The organism is Pseudoalteromonas sp. OOF1S-7, from assembly GCF_022347765.1.
Taxonomy (GTDB): domain Bacteria; phylum Pseudomonadota; class Gammaproteobacteria; order Enterobacterales; family Alteromonadaceae; genus Pseudoalteromonas.
Genome location: NZ_JAKRFZ010000007.1, coordinates 180,492 through 198,967 on the forward strand (window position 1 = coordinate 180,492; position 18,476 = coordinate 198,967).

The 18,476-nt window shown below is 49.4% G+C and carries 14 protein-coding genes; 4 read left to right on the forward strand and 10 right to left on the reverse strand.

Features of this window, described 5'->3' with window-relative positions; translation table 11 throughout:
• Nucleotides 1-33: 33 nt before the first annotated feature.
• From tldD to MHN33_RS12510, 9 genes are all read right to left on the reverse strand, one after another.
• Nucleotides 34-1,488: a metalloprotease TldD gene (gene tldD / locus MHN33_RS12470; protein ID WP_239398304.1), complete on the reverse strand. Its 1,455-nt coding sequence runs from the start codon at nucleotides 1,486-1,488 to the stop codon at nucleotides 34-36.
• Nucleotides 1,481-2,305 (reverse strand): carbon-nitrogen hydrolase family protein, encoded by an 825-nt coding sequence (locus tag MHN33_RS12475; RefSeq protein WP_239398305.1) that lies wholly within the window; start codon nucleotides 2,303-2,305, stop codon nucleotides 1,481-1,483. Before MHN33_RS12475 ends, tldD begins: the two co-directional genes overlap by 8 nt.
• Nucleotides 2,302-6,276, reverse strand: a complete 3,975-nt coding sequence (locus tag MHN33_RS12480) for a YhdP family protein (RefSeq protein ID WP_239398306.1) — start codon at nucleotides 6,274-6,276, stop codon at nucleotides 2,302-2,304. The genes MHN33_RS12475 and MHN33_RS12480 overlap by 4 nt, the downstream gene beginning before the upstream one ends.
• Nucleotides 6,277-6,322: 46 nt before the next feature.
• Entirely contained in the window at nucleotides 6,323-7,795 is a 1,473-nt protein-coding gene (gene rng, locus MHN33_RS12485; protein ID WP_010386650.1) for a ribonuclease G, read from the reverse strand.
• Nucleotides 7,788-8,366 carry a Maf family protein gene (locus MHN33_RS12490; protein ID WP_239398307.1) on the reverse strand — a complete coding sequence of 193 codons (579 nt, stop codon included), beginning with the start codon at nucleotides 8,364-8,366 and terminating at the stop codon, nucleotides 7,788-7,790. The genes rng and MHN33_RS12490 overlap by 8 nt, the downstream gene beginning before the upstream one ends.
• Nucleotides 8,366-8,842: a rod shape-determining protein MreD gene (mreD, locus tag MHN33_RS12495; protein ID WP_125558565.1), complete on the reverse strand. Its 477-nt coding sequence runs from the start codon at nucleotides 8,840-8,842 to the stop codon at nucleotides 8,366-8,368. The genes MHN33_RS12490 and mreD overlap by 1 nt, the downstream gene beginning before the upstream one ends.
• Nucleotides 8,839-9,678, reverse strand: coding sequence for a rod shape-determining protein MreC (gene mreC, locus MHN33_RS12500; RefSeq protein WP_239398308.1), 840 nt, complete (start codon nucleotides 9,676-9,678; stop codon nucleotides 8,839-8,841). The genes mreD and mreC overlap by 4 nt, the downstream gene beginning before the upstream one ends.
• Nucleotides 9,678-10,721 carry a rod shape-determining protein gene (locus MHN33_RS12505; RefSeq protein ID WP_054014269.1) on the reverse strand — a complete coding sequence of 348 codons (1,044 nt, stop codon included), beginning with the start codon at nucleotides 10,719-10,721 and terminating at the stop codon, nucleotides 9,678-9,680. The genes mreC and MHN33_RS12505 overlap by 1 nt, the downstream gene beginning before the upstream one ends.
• A 139-nt stretch (nucleotides 10,722-10,860) precedes the next feature.
• Nucleotides 10,861-12,885, reverse strand: coding sequence for a formylglycine-generating enzyme family protein (locus MHN33_RS12510; protein WP_239398309.1), 2,025 nt, complete (start codon nucleotides 12,883-12,885; stop codon nucleotides 10,861-10,863).
• A gap of 211 nt (nucleotides 12,886-13,096) precedes the next feature.
• Here MHN33_RS12510 and MHN33_RS12515 point away from each other — a divergent pair, with 211 nt between their 5' ends.
• Nucleotides 13,097-13,999 (forward strand): pyridoxal-phosphate dependent enzyme, encoded by a 903-nt coding sequence (locus MHN33_RS12515; RefSeq protein WP_239398310.1) that lies wholly within the window; start codon nucleotides 13,097-13,099, stop codon nucleotides 13,997-13,999.
• A gap of 22 nt (nucleotides 14,000-14,021) precedes the next feature.
• Here MHN33_RS12515 and MHN33_RS12520 read toward each other — a convergent pair whose 3' ends face one another.
• Nucleotides 14,022-15,665 (reverse strand): EAL domain-containing protein, encoded by a 1,644-nt coding sequence (locus MHN33_RS12520; RefSeq protein WP_239398311.1) that lies wholly within the window; start codon nucleotides 15,663-15,665, stop codon nucleotides 14,022-14,024.
• 319 nt (nucleotides 15,666-15,984) lie between these two features.
• Here MHN33_RS12520 and MHN33_RS12525 point away from each other — a divergent pair, with 319 nt between their 5' ends.
• The 3 genes from MHN33_RS12525 to MHN33_RS12535 are packed head-to-tail and all read left to right on the forward strand — an operon-like array spanning nucleotide 15,985 to nucleotide 18,327.
• A complete protein-coding gene (locus MHN33_RS12525; protein ID WP_239398312.1) occupies nucleotides 15,985-16,329 on the forward strand; it encodes a helix-turn-helix transcriptional regulator in 345 nt (114 codons plus the stop codon).
• Nucleotides 16,330-16,331: 2 nt separating this feature from the next.
• A complete protein-coding gene (locus MHN33_RS12530; RefSeq protein WP_239398313.1) occupies nucleotides 16,332-17,066 on the forward strand; it encodes a permease prefix domain 2-containing transporter in 735 nt (244 codons plus the stop codon).
• The gene (locus tag MHN33_RS12535; RefSeq protein ID WP_239398314.1) at nucleotides 17,050-18,327 is read left to right on the forward strand and encodes a serine hydrolase; all 1,278 of its coding nucleotides are present in this window, start codon (nucleotides 17,050-17,052) and stop codon (nucleotides 18,325-18,327) included. Before MHN33_RS12530 ends, MHN33_RS12535 begins: the two co-directional genes overlap by 17 nt.
• Nucleotides 18,328-18,476: the final 149 nt, after the last annotated feature.

Sequence of the window (18,476 nt, forward strand, 5' to 3'; positions counted from 1 at the left end):
AATACTGCGGGTTACCGGGTTAAGCTGTCCCGCCTAGGCGGTCCCACCTACAGTGAGTTCATCTATTTTCAGGCTTGGCTGACCGACTCCAACGGGCACACTCTGGCCATTTTTGCCACATACTCCAACGCCGGTATCCAGTTCCAGATCTTTACCAACCATAGAGATTTTCTGCATCACATCCGGGCCATTGCCAATCAGCGTGGCGCCTTTGATCGGCTGCGTCACTTTACCATCCTCAATGAGATAGGCCTCAGAAGCAGAGAATACAAATTTACCCGACGTAATATCCACCTGACCACCACCAAAGTTAGGCGCAAAGATCCCTTTTTTGACCGACGCAATAATCTCACTTTGACTATGTTCACCCGGCAGCATGTAAGTGTTGGTCATTCTCGGCATCGGCAGGTGTGCATAGGACTCCCGCCTGGCATTACCGGTTGGTGCAACCCCCATCAATCGGGCATTGAGCTTGTCCTGCATATAGCCCTTTAGCACGCCGTTTTCGATCAGCACGTTATAACCTGCTGGTGTGCCTTCATCGTCAATATTCAGCGAGCCACGGCGGTTGCTCATAGTGCCATCATCTACCACAGTACACAGACTGGAGGCGACTTGCTCGCCAACCCGCCCGCTAAATGCCGAAGCGCCTTTGCGGTTAAAGTCGCCTTCCAGACCATGACCGACTGCTTCGTGCAGTAAAACACCCGGCCAGCCTGCGCCTAGTACCACGGGCATAGTACCCGCCGGCGCATCTACGGCTTCCAGGTTCACTTTGGCCTGATGAACTGCTTTGCTAACATAATGCTGCCAGCGCGGTTTGCCATCGACCAGCTCACGGAAATAGTGGTAATCCAGTCGCGCGCCACCACCGGCACTGCCTCGCTCACGGCGACCATTTTTCGCCAGTAACACGGAGCAGTTCAAGCGCACTAAGGGGCGGATATCGGTTGCAAAGGTGCCATCACTGGCGGCAACTAAGACTTCCTCGTATACCGCAGACATCGAACTAACAACTTGCTCCGCTTCCGGTGCCAGCTCCCGGATCGCAGCCTCGACTTCCCGTAACAACGCCACTTTTTCAGTGTCGCTCATACTCAGTAATGGCTGGGTTGCCTCGAACTGAGTAGCTGCTTTAACATCGCTGAACACCTGTACCTGTTTGTCTTCGCCTTGCTGCGCAATGCTTCTGGCCGCCATCGCAGCCTGGTTCAGCGCTTCAATGTTAATGGCATCTGAGTAACTAAAACCGGTTTTCTCACCACTGACAGCACGCACTCCAACACCGCGTTCAATGTTATAACTGCCCTCTTTCACAGAGCCGTCTTCCAGTACCCAGGTCTCATGATAGCTGGACTGAAAATACAAATCGGCATAATCCACTTTGTGCTGATGAATGTACGCCAGCGTCCGTTGTAACTGCTCCCGGGATAACTCACTGTCGGTCAGTAAATGTTGTTCAACGTGCTCGCTACCAAAATTACTCATAAAAATCGCTCTTAAATCGGTTATGTGCCGCTACAGGCATTTTCTGCCGGATGGCGTGCAGCTCAGTCAGGTCTGGTTGCGCATGGATCACGCCAACCCCCTCAGGGGCTTCTGCTAAACAAGCGCCCCACGGAGACACTATCAGGCTGTGGCCATAAGTTTGTCGGCCATTCTCATGATGTCCCACCTGCGCCGCAGCCACAACATAGCATTGTGTCTCTATCGCCCGCGCCTGTAACAAGGGCTGCCAGTGTGCTTCTCCGGTCACAGTCGTGAAGGCACTGGGTACCAGTAAAACCTCAGCGCCCTGCTCACGCATCGCCTGATAAAGCCCGGGAAAACGTATGTCATAACACACACTCATGCCAAGACGACCAAAAGGGCTGGCTACGGTGACCACGTCCTCACCAGCGCAGGTCAGGGTTGATTCCCGATATTGCCCGGCATTATCTGCCACATCCGCATCAAACAGATGGATCTTATTATAGCGTGCAACTTCAACCCCTTCATTGTTAAACAGCAGACTGGCTGCATAATAGCGGCTTTCACCTTCTTTGATGGCGATGGTGCCCGCTGCCAGCCAAATATCAAGCTCCCGGCAAAGCTGTTGAAGCTGTGCTACCCAGTGCTGACTGTGTTCAGCATATGCCAGCGTCTGTTGCGGGGTTTCACAAAAGGCCAGCCATGACTCGGGCAGGCATACCAGAGCAGGCAACGTAAACGTCTGTGCACGGAGTAACGCGCTTAACCGTGCAAAGTTTTCCTCAGGCTGTGTTCCTGAACACATTTGCACAGCGTAGATATGGCCGTTTTTCATGGCTTTTCCTCTGATTTTGACTCGGAAGCCGGGTCAAGTGGCCCCTCAGCTTGTTCAGACTCAGGCTGCTTGTCCGCTTGGGGCGACGCTGTACCTTGCTCTTGATTCTCTGAATCTGGTAATGCTACACCCGATTGTGGTTGTACGTGCTCATTGCCCTGCGGATCTGCTGGCAGTCCAGGCTCAGTCGGTTGTGCTTGCGGCGGTTTGGGTAACTCCACTTCACGGCTCTTACGATCCAGCTCGGTCACCACCGGCTCATCCATGGTGCCGGTCACTTTGAATTTAATCTCAGAAATGACCCGCGCGGAGTGGATCACCTTATCCAGCGCCAGAGCTGCCAACCCGGTCACCGGGTTGACCATCCAGCCGACAATCACGGGCAGACTCGACGTGACCTGCGGCGCCACCGACAACTCGTAATCAATGGCTTTACTGTTGAGATCAGCATATCCTTTGACCGATAAATCGGCTGGTACACCATCCAGCTGCGTGTCCTGGGTATACACAACCCCTTTGTTGAGTACAAAGGTGCCTTCGATTCGGTTGTAGAAAAAACCTTTGGCAAATACATCGCGGAAATCCAGTTTGAGCTTACGAACCAGCGAATCCAGACTCAGCAGAGAAAACACCCTGGCCCCCTGATCGCTGATCTCCGCCAGGTGCCCCTCACCCAGTTGCCACTTCACCGAGCCATCCAGGCTGGCAACATCAAACTCGTAAGGCGCCTTGGCCCAGCTCAGCGCAAATTCAATATCTGCGTTTGAATCCTGAACACTGGAGGTAATATCAAATTCTTCCATGAGCTGACCAAAGTCGCGACTCTCTAGCGTGCCGTTAAACTGCGAGCGACCTTCGTGCCAGCGGCCACTGCCTTTTAGCACATGGTCACCTTTGTCCACTCGTAGTCTGGGTACTTGTAAGGCTTCACCATCCCCCTGCAAAGCCAGATTAACCCTGTCGAGCTGGTACTGGGCAATGCGGCAATCATCACAGTTAAATTCAATGGCCGGAACCGTCGTCAGCCATTGCTCAGAGGCGTCTGGCTCGGCTGTCGTTTTTGCAGTTTCAGCGGCTTCGTCCACAGCGTCATCGCCAGCCGGCTCAAGCAAATTGAGTCTCAGGTAGTCAGCCTGGATCTGGATCGGTTGCCCTGCTTTGCTTTCTGGGAACTGTACTTGCGCTCTTAACTCTTTCGCGTTCAGACGCGCCAACAATCCGCCAGCATAAGGTCGCAGGCTCAGTTCAAAGTCATTAAACCCCATATCAAGTGCATTGAATTGGGCGACCTGAGCGCTCAATTCGCCAAAGGCAGGCAATATAGCTGGCTGTTCTGAGGGCTGCGCTACCTGCTCTATAATGCGGTCAATAAAAGGTAACCAGGGGGCCAGAGTAAGTTGAGGCTGAGAGATAACAATGTTAAACCCAGGCTGGCTTAATGCGCGGTTATGCTCTGCAAAGATAAGCTGTGCACGTTCAATCAAACCACTGTTATTGTCCAGAATGCCATCGAAATAAAGCTGCTCACCGAGTGCCACACTGATCAAATTGGAAATATCATCGCCACGTACCTGTGCTGTTAACTGCACACGCTCGTCAGCAAGCTTGCCAACTGGCGCTGGCAGGTCAACGCGGGTGCCAAGCAAGTCCGATGTAAAGTTCGCATCATAACTGAACCCTTGCGCCGTAAAGTCGAGCGTTAAATGCCCTGCCAGCAGGGCTTTGCCCTCGATAAAGCCATCCATCAGCCCCAGGGTCAGTGGCATAAGTTTGTCACTGGCTGCACTGAGACGTGTATCTATCTCAAGCTGATAGCGCGCACTGTCTCCCTGCCCAGATAAACTAAACAGCAAGGGCATCCCACGCCACAGTGCCCGGGTATTATCCAGCTCAATGTTATCATCGATAAATTTAAGCGTGCCGCTGAGTTTATCGAGTGCCATCCCCGGCTGTTCCAGATAAAGCGCATTGTCATTGAACTCAACCGCCCCCATGACGTTGACATCCAGCGAAGTCAAATCGATCAACAAGTCCACATTGCCTGTGACATCCCCCTGTACTTGCGCCACCTGTAAAATATCCGCCAATGGATCGGCAATCGGGGTGGCGCTGAAAAAAGGAGCTAGCGTACTGGCCTCTGTGGTGTGCGCTATGTTGACGGTCAACAGATCGGTTTGCTCAAGATCAGCCAGACTCACCACAACACCGCGGCTTAACGTTTGATTGAGCAGCTCGCCGCCATTGACTGTGATGTCCATACGCTCATCGGCAAAATGTAATGTCACATCGCCGTTATGCAGGGCCGCCCAGTCCGGCGCAAAAGCAAACTGAGCCTGATCGATCCGGGCCAGCACTTCAAACCGGCCATGCTGCGCTCGGAAAGGGAATTCTGCCAACGGTCCGGACAACAGCACCTGAGTATGCCGGAGCCGGCCACCCTGGATGCCATTACTCAAGTAACTGACCAGATTTTTATTCATCAACTGCAGCGGAAAGTAACGCCCGGCGATATTGGCATCGCCACCAAATACATCGGCATATAAATCCAGCACCGGCTCTTCAAGTAAGTGTAAGTGCATTTCCAGTGCAACACTTAAATCCTCATTACTGAGCCACAGATTGTCTGACAACATATGCCACGTATGCGCTTCATCACGATAAAAGTGAATGTCTCCGTTCAGTTCATTGACGGCAATCGGGGCGATAAACTGCTCTTCTACCTGCAGCATCTGGTCTTGCGCACTGAGACTCAGCACACCACGCTCTGATGTCAGTGTTAATTCAGCATTGAGCCCGGAGAAGCCCGGAATGCCACCACGCTGACGCCAGTCGGCGTCCTGTATTGCAAGCCACAGAGACATCGGGGTATCGCTTCCCATTGACACTCTGGCCGCCGTTACCTGACCACCTGGAGATAAGGCCTTAACATGCTTTGCCCAGTCGAAGTGCGTGAGTGAGAGCAATTGAGTCACATACGCAAGGTCCAGGCCTTGCATCCACACAGTACGCTCAGTCTCACTAAATTGCCCCTGGAGGCTCAGAGGAGCAAGGGGTTGTCCATTTTGGGATAGCTGCAACTCGGAGCTACCCAGCGCCCAGCCGCTTTGTGCTGGCTGCAAATGCAAAGTGCCACTCTGCACAGCCAGTTTTTTGCTCGTTTGTGCCTGTTGCCAGCTGATATCACTGGGTAGCCAGTCGAGCACAACATCTCCCAGCTTACCCTGTTCCAGCCGCGCCCAGAGCTGCAAATTAACACTGGCGCTGACATCCGTGTATTGAGGGTCAAGATAAGCCTGTAGCCAGCTCATTACCTCAACCTGCTGCGCATCTATGAAGATGTCGCCAGCCATGGCATTGAGTTGCTGACCATGAAAACGAAAACGTGCATTCAGCTGCCCTTCTGACAACCCGGGGAAAGAAATCTGCCCCTCGCCATGATGCATATCGGCACTGTTTTGCCAAATCAAATCTGGCACCAGCAAGGTGTGTGACTTATCATCTGCAATCAGTAAAGTAACCTGACTATTTTGCACAGCAAAATGCCCGGTATCGCCGAGAAACAGCTCTTCGATCAGCGCTTGTTGCTCAAACTCGCCACTGCCTCCTTCCATGCTTTGCGCCATGGCTTTGACATCTATGGTGGCATCGAACCCATCTAACACAAAATAGTTAGACACCAGTCGCCATTGTCGGACAGATTCGACAAGGTTTAGCTGCAGACTGGTTTGTGCGATGTGCAGAGAAATCGGTGAGCGCACGTTGTCTTCAAAATTGACATCACGTAGCACCAAAGCCGGGCCATTTCCCTGCCAGCTGGCACTAATGCTGCCAATGTTTAGCTCTACGCCCAGCTGCTGTAAAACCAGCGCTTCTATATCTTGTTTATACTCATTAGCATAAGGCAGGCTGTACTTGACCAGGGATACCAACACGGCAAGCAACACCAGTGTGACAGCAAAAACCTGCCACATTTTTCGCACACAAAAAAAGCAAACCGCCTTAACCTGCATCATGTCACTACATCATGACAACATCAAACTGCTCCTGGCTGTACAGGCTCTCAGTCTGAATACTGACCTGTTTACCAATAAACAGTTCCAGCTCTGCCAGGTTATGATACTCGTCGTTCACCAGCGCTTCGCTGACCGCCGGCGACGCGTAAACCATGAATTTATCCGCATCATAAGCACGATTTACGCGCACAATTTCGCGTAAAATCTCGTAGCATACGGTTTCAACCGTTTTGAGTGAACCACGGCCAGAGCAGGCAGGACAAACATCACACAAAATATGTTCGAGGCTCTCGCGGGTCCGCTTGCGGGTCATTTCAACCAAGCCAAGCGCCGACAAACCATTGATATTGGCCTTAGCGCGATCTTTCGCCAGTGCCGTCTCAAGTGAATGTAGCACCCGACGCTTGTGTTCATCCGAGATCATATCGATAAAGTCGATGATGATGATCCCGCCGAGATTCCGCAGCCTGAGCTGTCGTGCAATGGCCGATGTGGCCTCCACATTGGTATTAAAAATCGTCTCTTCCAGATTACGATGGCCAACAAAAGCACCGGTGTTAACATCCACGGTGGTCATGGCTTCGGTCTGATCAAAGATAAGATAGCCACCAGATTTCAGTTCTACCTTACGATGTAGTGCTTTTTGAATCTCGATTTCGACATCAAACAGATCGAAGATTGGCCGTTCCCCGGGATAGTACTCAAGCGTTTGCGACAACTGGGGCACAAACTCCTCAGTAAAGTCCTTGAGTTGCTGATAAGTCAATTTGGAATCAACCCGGATACGCTCCATGTCTTCACCGACATAATCTCTGAGAGTACGAAATGCCAGGGTCAAGTCTTCGTGGAGGATGCTGGCTTTGCTGGTTTTCTGACGGCGCTTGATGATTTTTTGCCACAGCTTCTTGAGGAACTCGGCATCGTGCTGCAGTTCTGCTTCTGCCGCCCCCTCAGCCGCTGTGCGCACAATAAAACCGCCATTTTCATCGTTGTATTGAGCTACAATTTTTTTCAACCGACTACGCTCTTCTTCGGTTTCAATTCGCTGACTGACACCCACATGGGTGGCGTCCGGCATAAACACCAGATAACGTGACGGAATGGTGATATCTGTTGTCAGTCGTGCCCCTTTGGTACCGATCGGATCTTTCACCACCTGCACCATAATAAACTGGCCCTGTTTAACCAGCTCGCGAATATCCTGCACCTTCTTGATGGGCTGATCGTCAACACCTTCTTCAATAGACGCGCTATTGACTATGTCTGAAGCATGCAAAAATGCGGCTTTTTCAAGTCCTATGTCAACGAAGGCAGCCTGCATGCCCGGCAGAACCCGGCTTATCTTACCCAGATATATATTGCCGACAATCCCCAAATTGCCGACCCGCTCTACCTGCACTTCTTGCAGAACACCGTTTTCAATGAGTGCAACCCGGCTTTCGCTGGGGGTCACATTGATCAATAACTCACTACTCATCTACACCCGCCATAAATGCTTTAATCAGTTCATCCGTCTCGTATAAAGGTAAGCCGACGACGGCAAAATAGCTACCCTTTAACTGAGTAACAAACCGCCCTCCCAGTCCCTGAATACCATAGCCTCCCGCCTTGTCTTGCGGCTCGCCACTGTGCCAGTATTGCTCAATTTCCTGATCACTCAAGGGTTTAAATGTAACATCTGTTATCACAGTCTGGCTCAGTACACGCTTTGTATCTGCCACGGCAATCGCTGTCATCACCTGATGTGTTTTACCTGACAAGGCCTGCATCATAGTGACAAAATCTTGTTTATCCTTGGGCTTACCCAGTGCCTGCTGCTCAAGAACCACGATTGTATCACTGCCCAGCACCGGGGCATCCTGGTAGCCCATCGCCACGCCGCTGGTCGCTTTCAGACGCGCCAGACGCTCTACATAGGCCAGTGGTACCTCGTCGGGCAGTTGGCTTTCATCTGCATCCACCGAAAATTGCGAATAGGTATAGCCGAGTTGAGCCAGCAGCTCACGCCTGCGTGGTGATGCTGAAGCTAAATAGAGTGTTGATGTCATTAGCGGATCCTAAAATGCCTGCGATACTTACGTAATAACAGGAAAACCCAGGGCCAGCAAAGCATACCCACCAAGGCTGGCCATAAATATCTGGGGTTAAAATAAATGTCTAGCAGGAAATGATTCAGCCAAAACTGCAGTAGATGGTACAAAGCTAAAAACAAGCCAATGAGGACCGCCTGCTGCCAGATTGAAAAATTTCTGATCTTCTGAAAATTACTCGTCGTAATGTATAAACAGATAGAATAGGTCAGTGAATTCACGCCCAACGGAGAGCCCGTTGCCAGATCCATAATTAGTCCCGTGCACCATGCCCAACCAATATTCACCCTGTGAGGCAAGGCAATGGACCAGTACATTAATACCAGTAGGACCCAGTCAGGACGAAATGGTTCAATGGAAAAAGGCAGCGGCATCAGCGCCATAATTAACGCAATAAACAAACTCAGGGCGACCAGCGCATAACTTCGGTTCATGCATCAGGCTCCTTACTGGCGACCTTGCCCAGGATCACGAGTAATCGAATACGATCCAATTGAGCGACCGGCTCGGCATACACCTTAGAGAAAGGCAGCCCCTCATCACGGTCGATTTCTGTCACCACGGCAACCGGATACCCTTCAGGAAAAGTTCCACCCAGACCTGAGGTGACGAGAATATCACCGAGACGAATATCCAGACTATGGGGCACATGCTGTAGTTGTACCAGGTTAATTTTGCCTGTCCCTTCCACCACAGTACGTACATCATTTCTCAGAATACGTACCGGTGTGGCATGCGTGGTGTCGGTCATTAAAAGTACCCGGGATGTGGTACTGCCCACCTGAGTAAGCTGCCCGACAATACCCATTTCATCGATAACCGGCTGCCCTTCCAGCACCCCATCAATGGCACCGCGGTTAACCACCACCTGGTGACTGTAACGGCTGGAACGCACCGACAAGACTTCGGCAATCAGGCGAGCTCTTTGCTGCCGAGAAGAGGCACCAAGCAATGCGCGCAATTGTTGGTTTTCACGCAGCAGGAATTGGTACTGCTGAAGCTGTTCGCTTTGCAGCAGTTGCTTTTTTCGTAATGCTTCGTTTTCCTGGAACAGCCTGTCGCGGGTATCCAGGCTTTTGGCACCCAAGGAAAACACTTCATAGGGCACATTCGCCACATAGAGCAGCGGACTCACTAAGGTATTGAGGCTGGTCCGCACCAGCGTACCGCCAGAGGTGTAGCGATCACCCAGGATCAGCAGTACGCTAAGCACAACTGCGACCGTAAGTCGCAGTTGTAGAGAAATGGTACGTCCGAATAGCAGGTTCATCAGTCGTAACTAAATACGTCACCACCGTGCATATCTATCATTTCCAGGGCCTTACCGCCACCACGGGCTACACAAGTTAGTGGATCTTCCGCAACCACCACCGGGATCCCGGTTTCTTCCATTAACAGGCGGTCAAGGTCTTTAAGTAATGCGCCACCACCAGTCAGCACCATACCATGCGCTGAAATATCTGATGCCAGCTCAGGCGGAGACTGTTCCAGCGCGACCATCACTGCACTGACAATACCCATCAGCGGCTCTTGTAGGGCTTCGAGAATTTCGTGGGAATTCAGGGTAAATGAACGCGGCACCCCTTCAGCCAGGTTACGACCACGCACTTCAATCTCAACCGGTGTTTCGCTCTTAAAGGCAGAGCCAATTTCGTGTTTGATGTGCTCAGCCGTCGCTTCACCAATCAGGCTGCCAAAGTTACGACGCACATAATTGATAATGGCTTCATCAAATTTGTCACCACCAATCCGTACAGATGACGAGTACACCACACCGTTCAGTGAGATAATAGCCACTTCTGTGGTCCCGCCACCGATGTCCACCACCATAGAACCGGTTGCTTCAGACACAGGCAAGCCAGCACCAATAGCCGCCGCCATTGGTTCTTCAATCAGGTACACTTCCCGGGCACCTGCCCCCATCGCAGATTCGCGAATAGCACGCTTTTCTACTTGAGTTGCACCACACGGCACGCAGATCAGCACACGCGGGCTCGGGCGCATAAAGTTATTATTGTGAACCTGCTTTATAAAATGCTGCAACATTTTTTCGGTCACATAAAAGTCAGCTATTACACCGTCTTTCATTGGCCTGATGGCTTTAATATTGCCTGGTGTCCGGCCAAGCATTTGCTTTGCAGCTGTGCCCACAGAAGCAACGCTCTTTGGTCCACCCGCGCGCTCCTGACGGATCGCTACAACGGAAGGCTCGTTCAACACGATCCCTTCTTCTTTTACATAAATCAGGGTGTTGGCCGTACCTAAGTCGATCGACAGGTCGTTTGAAAATAGTCCACGTAGTTTTTTAAACATGAGGCTGGGTAACCTTTAAGAATTCTTTTTGCAAACCATACAGTGGACCAAGCCACTGCGTTGAAATTTTTCACTCTGTGTCTGTGACACAGCTACATAAGCATGAATAACACTGCCTCACCGGCATGCTTAGACAGCCTTAGCGTTCTCTTACTAATCTAAAACCAATGTAATTGGCCCGGAAATCTGGTGCCAGAGCCAACCGCGTAGAAACGCGCGCCAGGCTCGGGGCAAAGTTCCAGGCGCCACCACGCACGGTTACATCATCCTGTGAAGCGCGCTTTTGCGTCCATTCCCAGACGTTTCCAACGGTGTCGTATAGTCCATAAGCATTGGCTGAGAATTGCCCGACTGGAGCCGGGCTTTTATTTGACCACTCACTGCCACACCAGCCACAGTTTGCCTGATTGCGACCAATTTCGTTGCCCCAGGGGTATTCTGAGGTAGTATCACCACGAGCAGCATACTCCCACTCGACTTCATTAGGCAGGCGATACTGCATCCCCTGATCGCCAGACAACCAGTTCGAATAGGCTTTGGCATCTTCATATGACACACAGACAACCGGAAAATCTTCACCCTGCTCATAGCCAGGTGAGCGCCAGTTATAATCCATCTCCCAGACGGGTTCACCGTTTTTGTAATGCGCGCAGCCTTTACCTTTCTCGGCTTCGGTCACGTATTGAGAACTATCGATAAAACGACGAAACTCGGCAACCGTCACTTCTTTACTTTGCATCACATAGGAATGACTGAGTACTTTTTCTACCACAGGCCGCTCATTAGCCAGACCATTTCCCGTCAGATCGCCCATCTTAAAGCTACCAGCAGGAATGATCACCGTTTCATTGACGAACCGATCAGGGCTCACCACTTTAACGGGCTGCGAAGCGCTGGCTTGTTGTGTAGGTTGAGTTTGCTCGCTTTTTGGTGTCGGTGCAGCAATCGACTCAGGCTTTTTTACCAACCGGGCGTTTAGAGTCCGTGCTCGTCGCAAATTTAGACTGGCCTTATATGGCTCATACCCGAGTTTACGTACCTCAATGTCATGCATACCAGTCGGCAGGTTCACCACCAGCTTAGTCGAGCCATAACTGACACCATTAATAAATACTTCGTCGTCATACACGTTAGAACGCAATGTCAGTTCGATTTCACGATTTTTTGGCGGCTGAGGTGCAACTTCTGTCGAGATATCCGGGGCCGCAGACATTCTTGCCACACTGACCACAGGAGCACTTTTTGACAATTCATTTGAAAATGTTAGTTGCTCATCACTGAATGTAGTCGGGTAGCTGGCCTGATAACCCAGTGCCAACGGTGATCCGTACTCACTACAGTAACGATTATCCAGATTAAGCAAACTACATAAACGACTGTTATTCACATCGCCGCGCATCGTCACACTCAGGTTGACGCTATAGTTACCCTGTCCGCTAAACGCGCTCCCCACCACATGGCTGCTGACAACCTGCACCTGCGCGCCCGCAAGATGGCGCTTTGGCTCCACCACACGCTGCTCTGTCAGATTGGCAAAAATTTGGTCGATGAAATGTTTGGTGGCCTTTTGCAGACCCAGCTGCTGACCACGCTGCTCACATGCAGCCAGCGTTTCTGTGCGCTTACAATTAATGGTGTGATCCACCTCAAGCGTACCTTCACGGCTGAACTCATTACGCAAACGCTCTATCCGGGCGGTGCCAAGTTGGTCATTCAGACTGGCAATGGTATTAACTAAGGTATGTTTGGTGACGCGGATTTGTTCAATGTCTTTACGGTGTGATGCGATCGCCGCCAACTGCATCACAATGTCTTCTTTATTCTGCTTATGCTCCGCAACTGCCTGCTGATATCTGCTTTGTGCCGCTGAGATATCCAAAGAGGGATCATCAATCAAACGCCGGTAGATATCATTCATTGCATCAAGCGCCTGGTTTTTTTCTTTATCCAGCTCCGCAGAACGCTGTCGCAGCAGATCTAGCTGCGCCTGTAAGCGTGTTTCTTCACTCAGGTGTTTGTCGAGTACCTGAGTGTAGTTATCTAATTCAGCTTGCTTTTCAGTGCGCTCAGATTCAATGGCAGTCACAGTTGCAGTATCTTGCGCCGACACACTTAAAGTTAAAAGGGTCGCAGAGACAAAAAGAGATAAAGGAGCAATTTGCATAAATTCCATTCCCAACAGCGGCAGTTGTTTGGTCTTTGTTATTTTTTATAATTTAGCGCTTAATGCTATGTACTTAAGAAGCAAAACACAAGCCTAGCACAATTAATATCTGAGTTTACAACTATTAGCCACTTCCTTACCAGTGTTCTACCAAGATTTTCATGAAATAATAGCGGGTATGAGACACTAAACTACACAGACTGAACCTAAGATGGACAAGCTTGATTTTCCTGAGTCTCCGTTACACAAGATCCGCGCGCCGGAACTCGACGCCGCGGGCGTTTCACTGCACGTTAAACGCGACGATCTGCTCCATCCGACAATTCAGGGCAATAAGTGGCGCAAGCTGAAATACAACCTCACAGCAATGGCACAAGAAAATAAATCGGCTTTACTCACATTTGCAGGACCCTTTTCCAATCACCTCTATGCCACAGCGATGGCCTGTAAACAGTTTGGTATTCAGGGAAACGCCATTATCCGTGGGCCACAACTGGATTTAAACAGTCCCACAATCCGCTTCGCTAAAGCCTGCGGTATGACATTGCACCCAGTCTCTCGCCTGGAGTATCGGCAGCGCAATGAAACGGATTACCTGCAACAGTTACAAACGCGCTTTCCTGATACTTTTATTATTCCCGAGGGCGGCAGCAATCAACACGCCCTTGGCGGATGCAAAGAATTGGCTCAGAGCCTGCCATCGAGTGATTATGTCTGCTGCGCTGTGGGCAGCGGCGGTACGCTGGCCGGTATGATTGAAGGCTTAGACGACGAGTGCCAGTTATTGGGGGTTACGGTACTAAAAGGCGCGCAATATCTGCACGATGAGGTATTAAGGTTAAACCCACGCGCAGCAACGCGCTCTAACTGGCAGCTCTTACATGACTATCACGATGGCGGATATGGCAAATTCTCCGCGCCACTGTGGCAATTTTGCCAACGCATGCGCCAGGAGCATGCCTTGCCCTTAGAGCCCATTTACACAGGTAAGCTGATGTTCGCCATCTGGCAATTAATTGTGCAGGGGTATTTTCCACGCGGAAGCCAGATCATTGCGATCCACAGTGGCGGATTACAGGGCTTAGATGGACTGCGTTATCGTCAGCTCATTTGACCGACATAAGATACGCACGGTGTTACAGGCTCTGTTCCAACTGAAGTAGAGGCGCGCTGAAATAGTATCCCTGTGCACCATCAACACCCAATTTAGTGATACATTCAAATTCTTCTTTGGTTTCTACACCCACGGCGTAAACAGGTACGCCCAGCTCTTTGGCCTGCGCCACAACCTGACGTACCACACTGCGCCGCTTGGCCGAATGATGCACTTCATGGATAAGCTCAAATGCTAGTTTAAGCGCAGTTACTTTACCAAAGCCTCGTAACGCCTCTAGATTTACAGACGCATTAACATGGTCCAAGACAAACCGACAACCTAACTCAGATAAAGTCGTCAGTACCTGACCTGCATATACTTCATGCTGATAGAAATCCCCTAACGTCAGTTCAAACGCAATATCGCCCGCACGACCCGATGCCCGGACCTGTTCACGCAGCCAATCAATGAAGTCCACATTGCTCCAATTGAGCACATGTAAATTAACACTGACAGAAAAACCGGCCGGTTCTTTCGCTAGGGCATTAAGCGCGTGGCGTACCATGGTTTTATCCAACAGCATGAGATGTTCAGCCTGATGAATTTTGTGAATAAACTGTCCGGCAGACATTAATCCCAAAGATCGATGACGCACCCGTAACAGCGCTTCACTTTGGATAACATCCTGTTGCGCAAAACCAAAGAGCGGCTGAAAGAACAACATAAAGCGCCCAGCCTTTATATCATCAATAATCTCACTTTCAGCCCGCCGCAAGCTCGTGCTCAAGGTATGATTCAGCGGCATAATATGTACATGTTGCCAGACGTTACTTTGCGCTATACTCAGTGCCGAACGCACCACCTGATACACCATGGCCTGATCCGCCCCCTTGGCATAAAAACATACACCACACTTCACCGCACTGCGTGACAGATCCGGACGAAAAGACAACAAAGCCTGATAAACCACCTCATGGATCCGACGTGCCAGTGCATCAACATCCACTTTATCAACCGGTGCCAGCGTCATCACCAGTGCACCAGACGACAAATATTTGCAAGAACACCGTTCATACTTTGAAAAACATCGCGCCAGTGTAACACTAAAGTGACTTTGTGGATCCAGCTCCTCGGGCAGTGCCTGGCGCCACTTGAGCATCGCAAACACAGACACTTTACGGTTTGCTTCTACAGCGTGGGCTTTAGCTTGCGTATCAGTTGCCAGCGCCGAAGTAACAGCCTGAGCTTGAGCAACAGAAAGCCCAGTACGAGATAGGTTTCTCATCCATCTGAAAAGTAAATAGCCTGCCGCGAGGACCAATAAGTTTATAAATAACACAACAGGTAAACAATCTTGTAGAATTGGAGCTGGTGACAAATACAGTTCAACATTGGAAAACTGAAAGGGGACGCTGTCTATCAACCAGAGCCAGGCGTTGGCTGTCTGCACTTCGTCTGCAAAACCATAGTGCTGGATCAGCGTCGTAAATTCTCCTGAGCGTTCGGCGCTCACCGATGTACCTAACTGGCTGAAATGATTTTGTAACTGACCCGCTTGTTGTACGATCTGTGCATGCGTAAACTGCCACAGTGCACCGTTGACTAATAGCCAGACAATCAAGCCCACCGCGCGCGCCCCCCACCCGGAATAAACTTCATTGCCTGACCTAAAAAATCGACGCATACCACTACACAAGCCTTGGAATCCTGTTTCAAGTTTTGTTCAAGTCCCGCTAAAACTCAAGTTGTAGACGCAGATTCCTCTGCAGGCTCATAGACGCATCACCACCAGCGTTATAACGATGACATTTTAATCCATCAATCTGAGCGCTTACTAACTCTCATATATCCTATTCGTGCTATTTCTCTGTCTTTCACACAAACCTAAGTTATCGCTTCAGTAGACCATGCAACTCAAAATAAAACTACATTGTAGTAATAATACCTTGCATTAAATTCCTATTTTGTAGTAAAAAAGAAAAAAACTTTAAAGGCTTAATGCTATGTCTGAAAAAGATAAATTCTTAGGTGAATTCGAACAAATGACGATGCTTGCATTACTTCACCTTGAAAATGCAGCTTATGGTGCAGCGATTAGGCAACTATTGGCAGAACAAGTGAATCGCGATGTTGCCATTGGCGCGCTTTATTCAACACTTGAGCGATTAGAACGTAAGGGAATGGTGGAATCTCGGCTGGGTGAAGCCACGGCTCAGCGAGGCGGGCGAGCAAAACGCTATTTCAAAGTGACTGCAAAAGGCCACAGTGCCCTTAATCGTGCCAGACAGGCCATGGACACGTTGTGGCAAGGGCTCTCTATTCGACATTCTTTATGCCAGAAGGGGTAGCTATGAGCCTCTACTCTGACAAGGAACCCGATATCAAACCGCCAGCTTTGGCGAATAAAGTTCTCTCTATATTGCTCCCTAATCGACTGGCAGAAAGCGTTCTGGGTGACCTCGAAGAAGAGTTTAATTTACTGGCAAAGCAAAATATTAAACGCGCAAATCTGTGGTATTGGCAACAGGCTCTTGAAACAAGCAGAATTTATCTGCAGAAGAAGTTGGTTTCTGTTGAAATGTTGGGGCGATTGAATTTTTACTTACCACTTATCATGTTCATTATGACCGCAGGTTTAATTGTGTTGCTGTCCATATTGAGCGACCCAACCTCTATTTCTGACACGTTTTGGGATGAACTGTTACAAGGGAAAATTCATACGGCACTATTTAGTACACATTTTTGGCACAACTTCTGGGACATATTAGCGCTGGCTGAATGGGGGATGTTTATCCATTTCGAGTCTTTACTCATCTCATTCTTCAGTATCGCAATGCTCCTCTATTTATATAAAGAACAGCAAGCTTCCATAACAAAACTCGCTGTATGTGGTTATTCACTTGCTTTCATTCCTTACATATGGAGCATCATGCATATTGCAAATCATAGCTTTGAAGCAAGGCAAATAGGGCCCATTGTTGCGACCGGGATTCTTTGCCTGCTATATCAGCTGCCCCCAGTAAGTTACATTATCCATCGCAAATTAATGCAGTTAAAAGCAGTTCATCTTGAAATTCATCAATAAAATAGAACTATATGGAGAAGTTATGCCGCGCGTGAAATACAAACTGCTACTGCCTTTTATTGTCTGTAGCTTTGCAAGCATGGGTAATGAAGTACATTTAAAGCCAGTAAATAAAACGGCACCAACGGCCAGCGATGAGGAAGCAATAATACGACACTGGAGGCAACCTGAAATAAATCGTGAGTTTTGGGATATCTCGGTACTACCACAAGCTTTCATTGATGTTAAGCCAGCTCCAAGAAGCGATGGCTTAGCGGTTGGTGAGTTGGGCATTGACGGCGGTAAAAAAGCCAATATCCTTGCACTGGCTGACGAACTTGCCAAAAAACAGCACGGTAATTTTGACAGCCTTCTAATTCACCATAAGGGCAAGCTGTTGTTTGAGTCATATTACCTCAGAGGCCGCGTAGATTTATCACACCCCCAATCATCCGTTACTAAAGCTTATACAGGCATGTTGCTTGGTCGTGCCATTCAGTTGGGTTACCTCAGCATGGATGATTTAGATAAGCCCGTGGCAGGCTTTCTGAACAAGCTGGACGCTTCAAAGTTTGTTGATGGTGCAAGCCAGATTACCTTACACCAGGCTTTAACCATGACAACCGGTCTTCGTATCAGCGATGCAACCCGCAAGTCTATGATGGAGAATCCTCCATTAGTCAAAGGGCAAAAAGAAATTCAATTTCTTTTTGAAAACAGTGCAGCCATAACGCCCGAATCGAAAAGCTTTTATTACGATATTGGTCCTCAGCTGATTATGCAGGTAATCGAGGCGGTTATACCCGGCAATATTGAAAAATTCATTGAGAAAGAGCTATTGGGACAATTAGACATTACCAATTTTCACTGGAAAACGGCACCGAGTGGATTACCCGAGTCGATATGGAGGTCGAGCTTAACATCGAGGGATATGATCAAAATGGGCATACTCGCGGCAAACAAAGGCAAATGGAAAGACAAGCAAATAATTAACCGTGATTTTATGACCCGATCCACAAGTAAACTTATCACCACAGGAGATGATGAAATTTTCGGTGATGGCAAAGACGTCTCTAATCAGGGTTATGGTTACTATTGGTGGAGTTCAGACCTTCAATACAAGGATCAAAAATATTCGAGTGTCTCTGCGCAAGGCGGGGGTGGAATATACATCATTTTGATTGAAGAATTAGACTTAATTATTGCAATAACAGCGCATCACGTTGACCATGCAACACAGCAAATTGTAGCTGAGCGGATTTTGCCTGCATTTGTCAACTAGCGTCACAAATGGCAGCCCATTTTTCAAGAAAATTTGGGACTGTTAGCGATCAGAAGACAACTTCAAATTAAAATGCACACTTATGCGCGCTATTCTTACCGTTCATTTTCTATTAGCCTAAAAAGCCGCTAAATAGCGGCTTTTTAGGC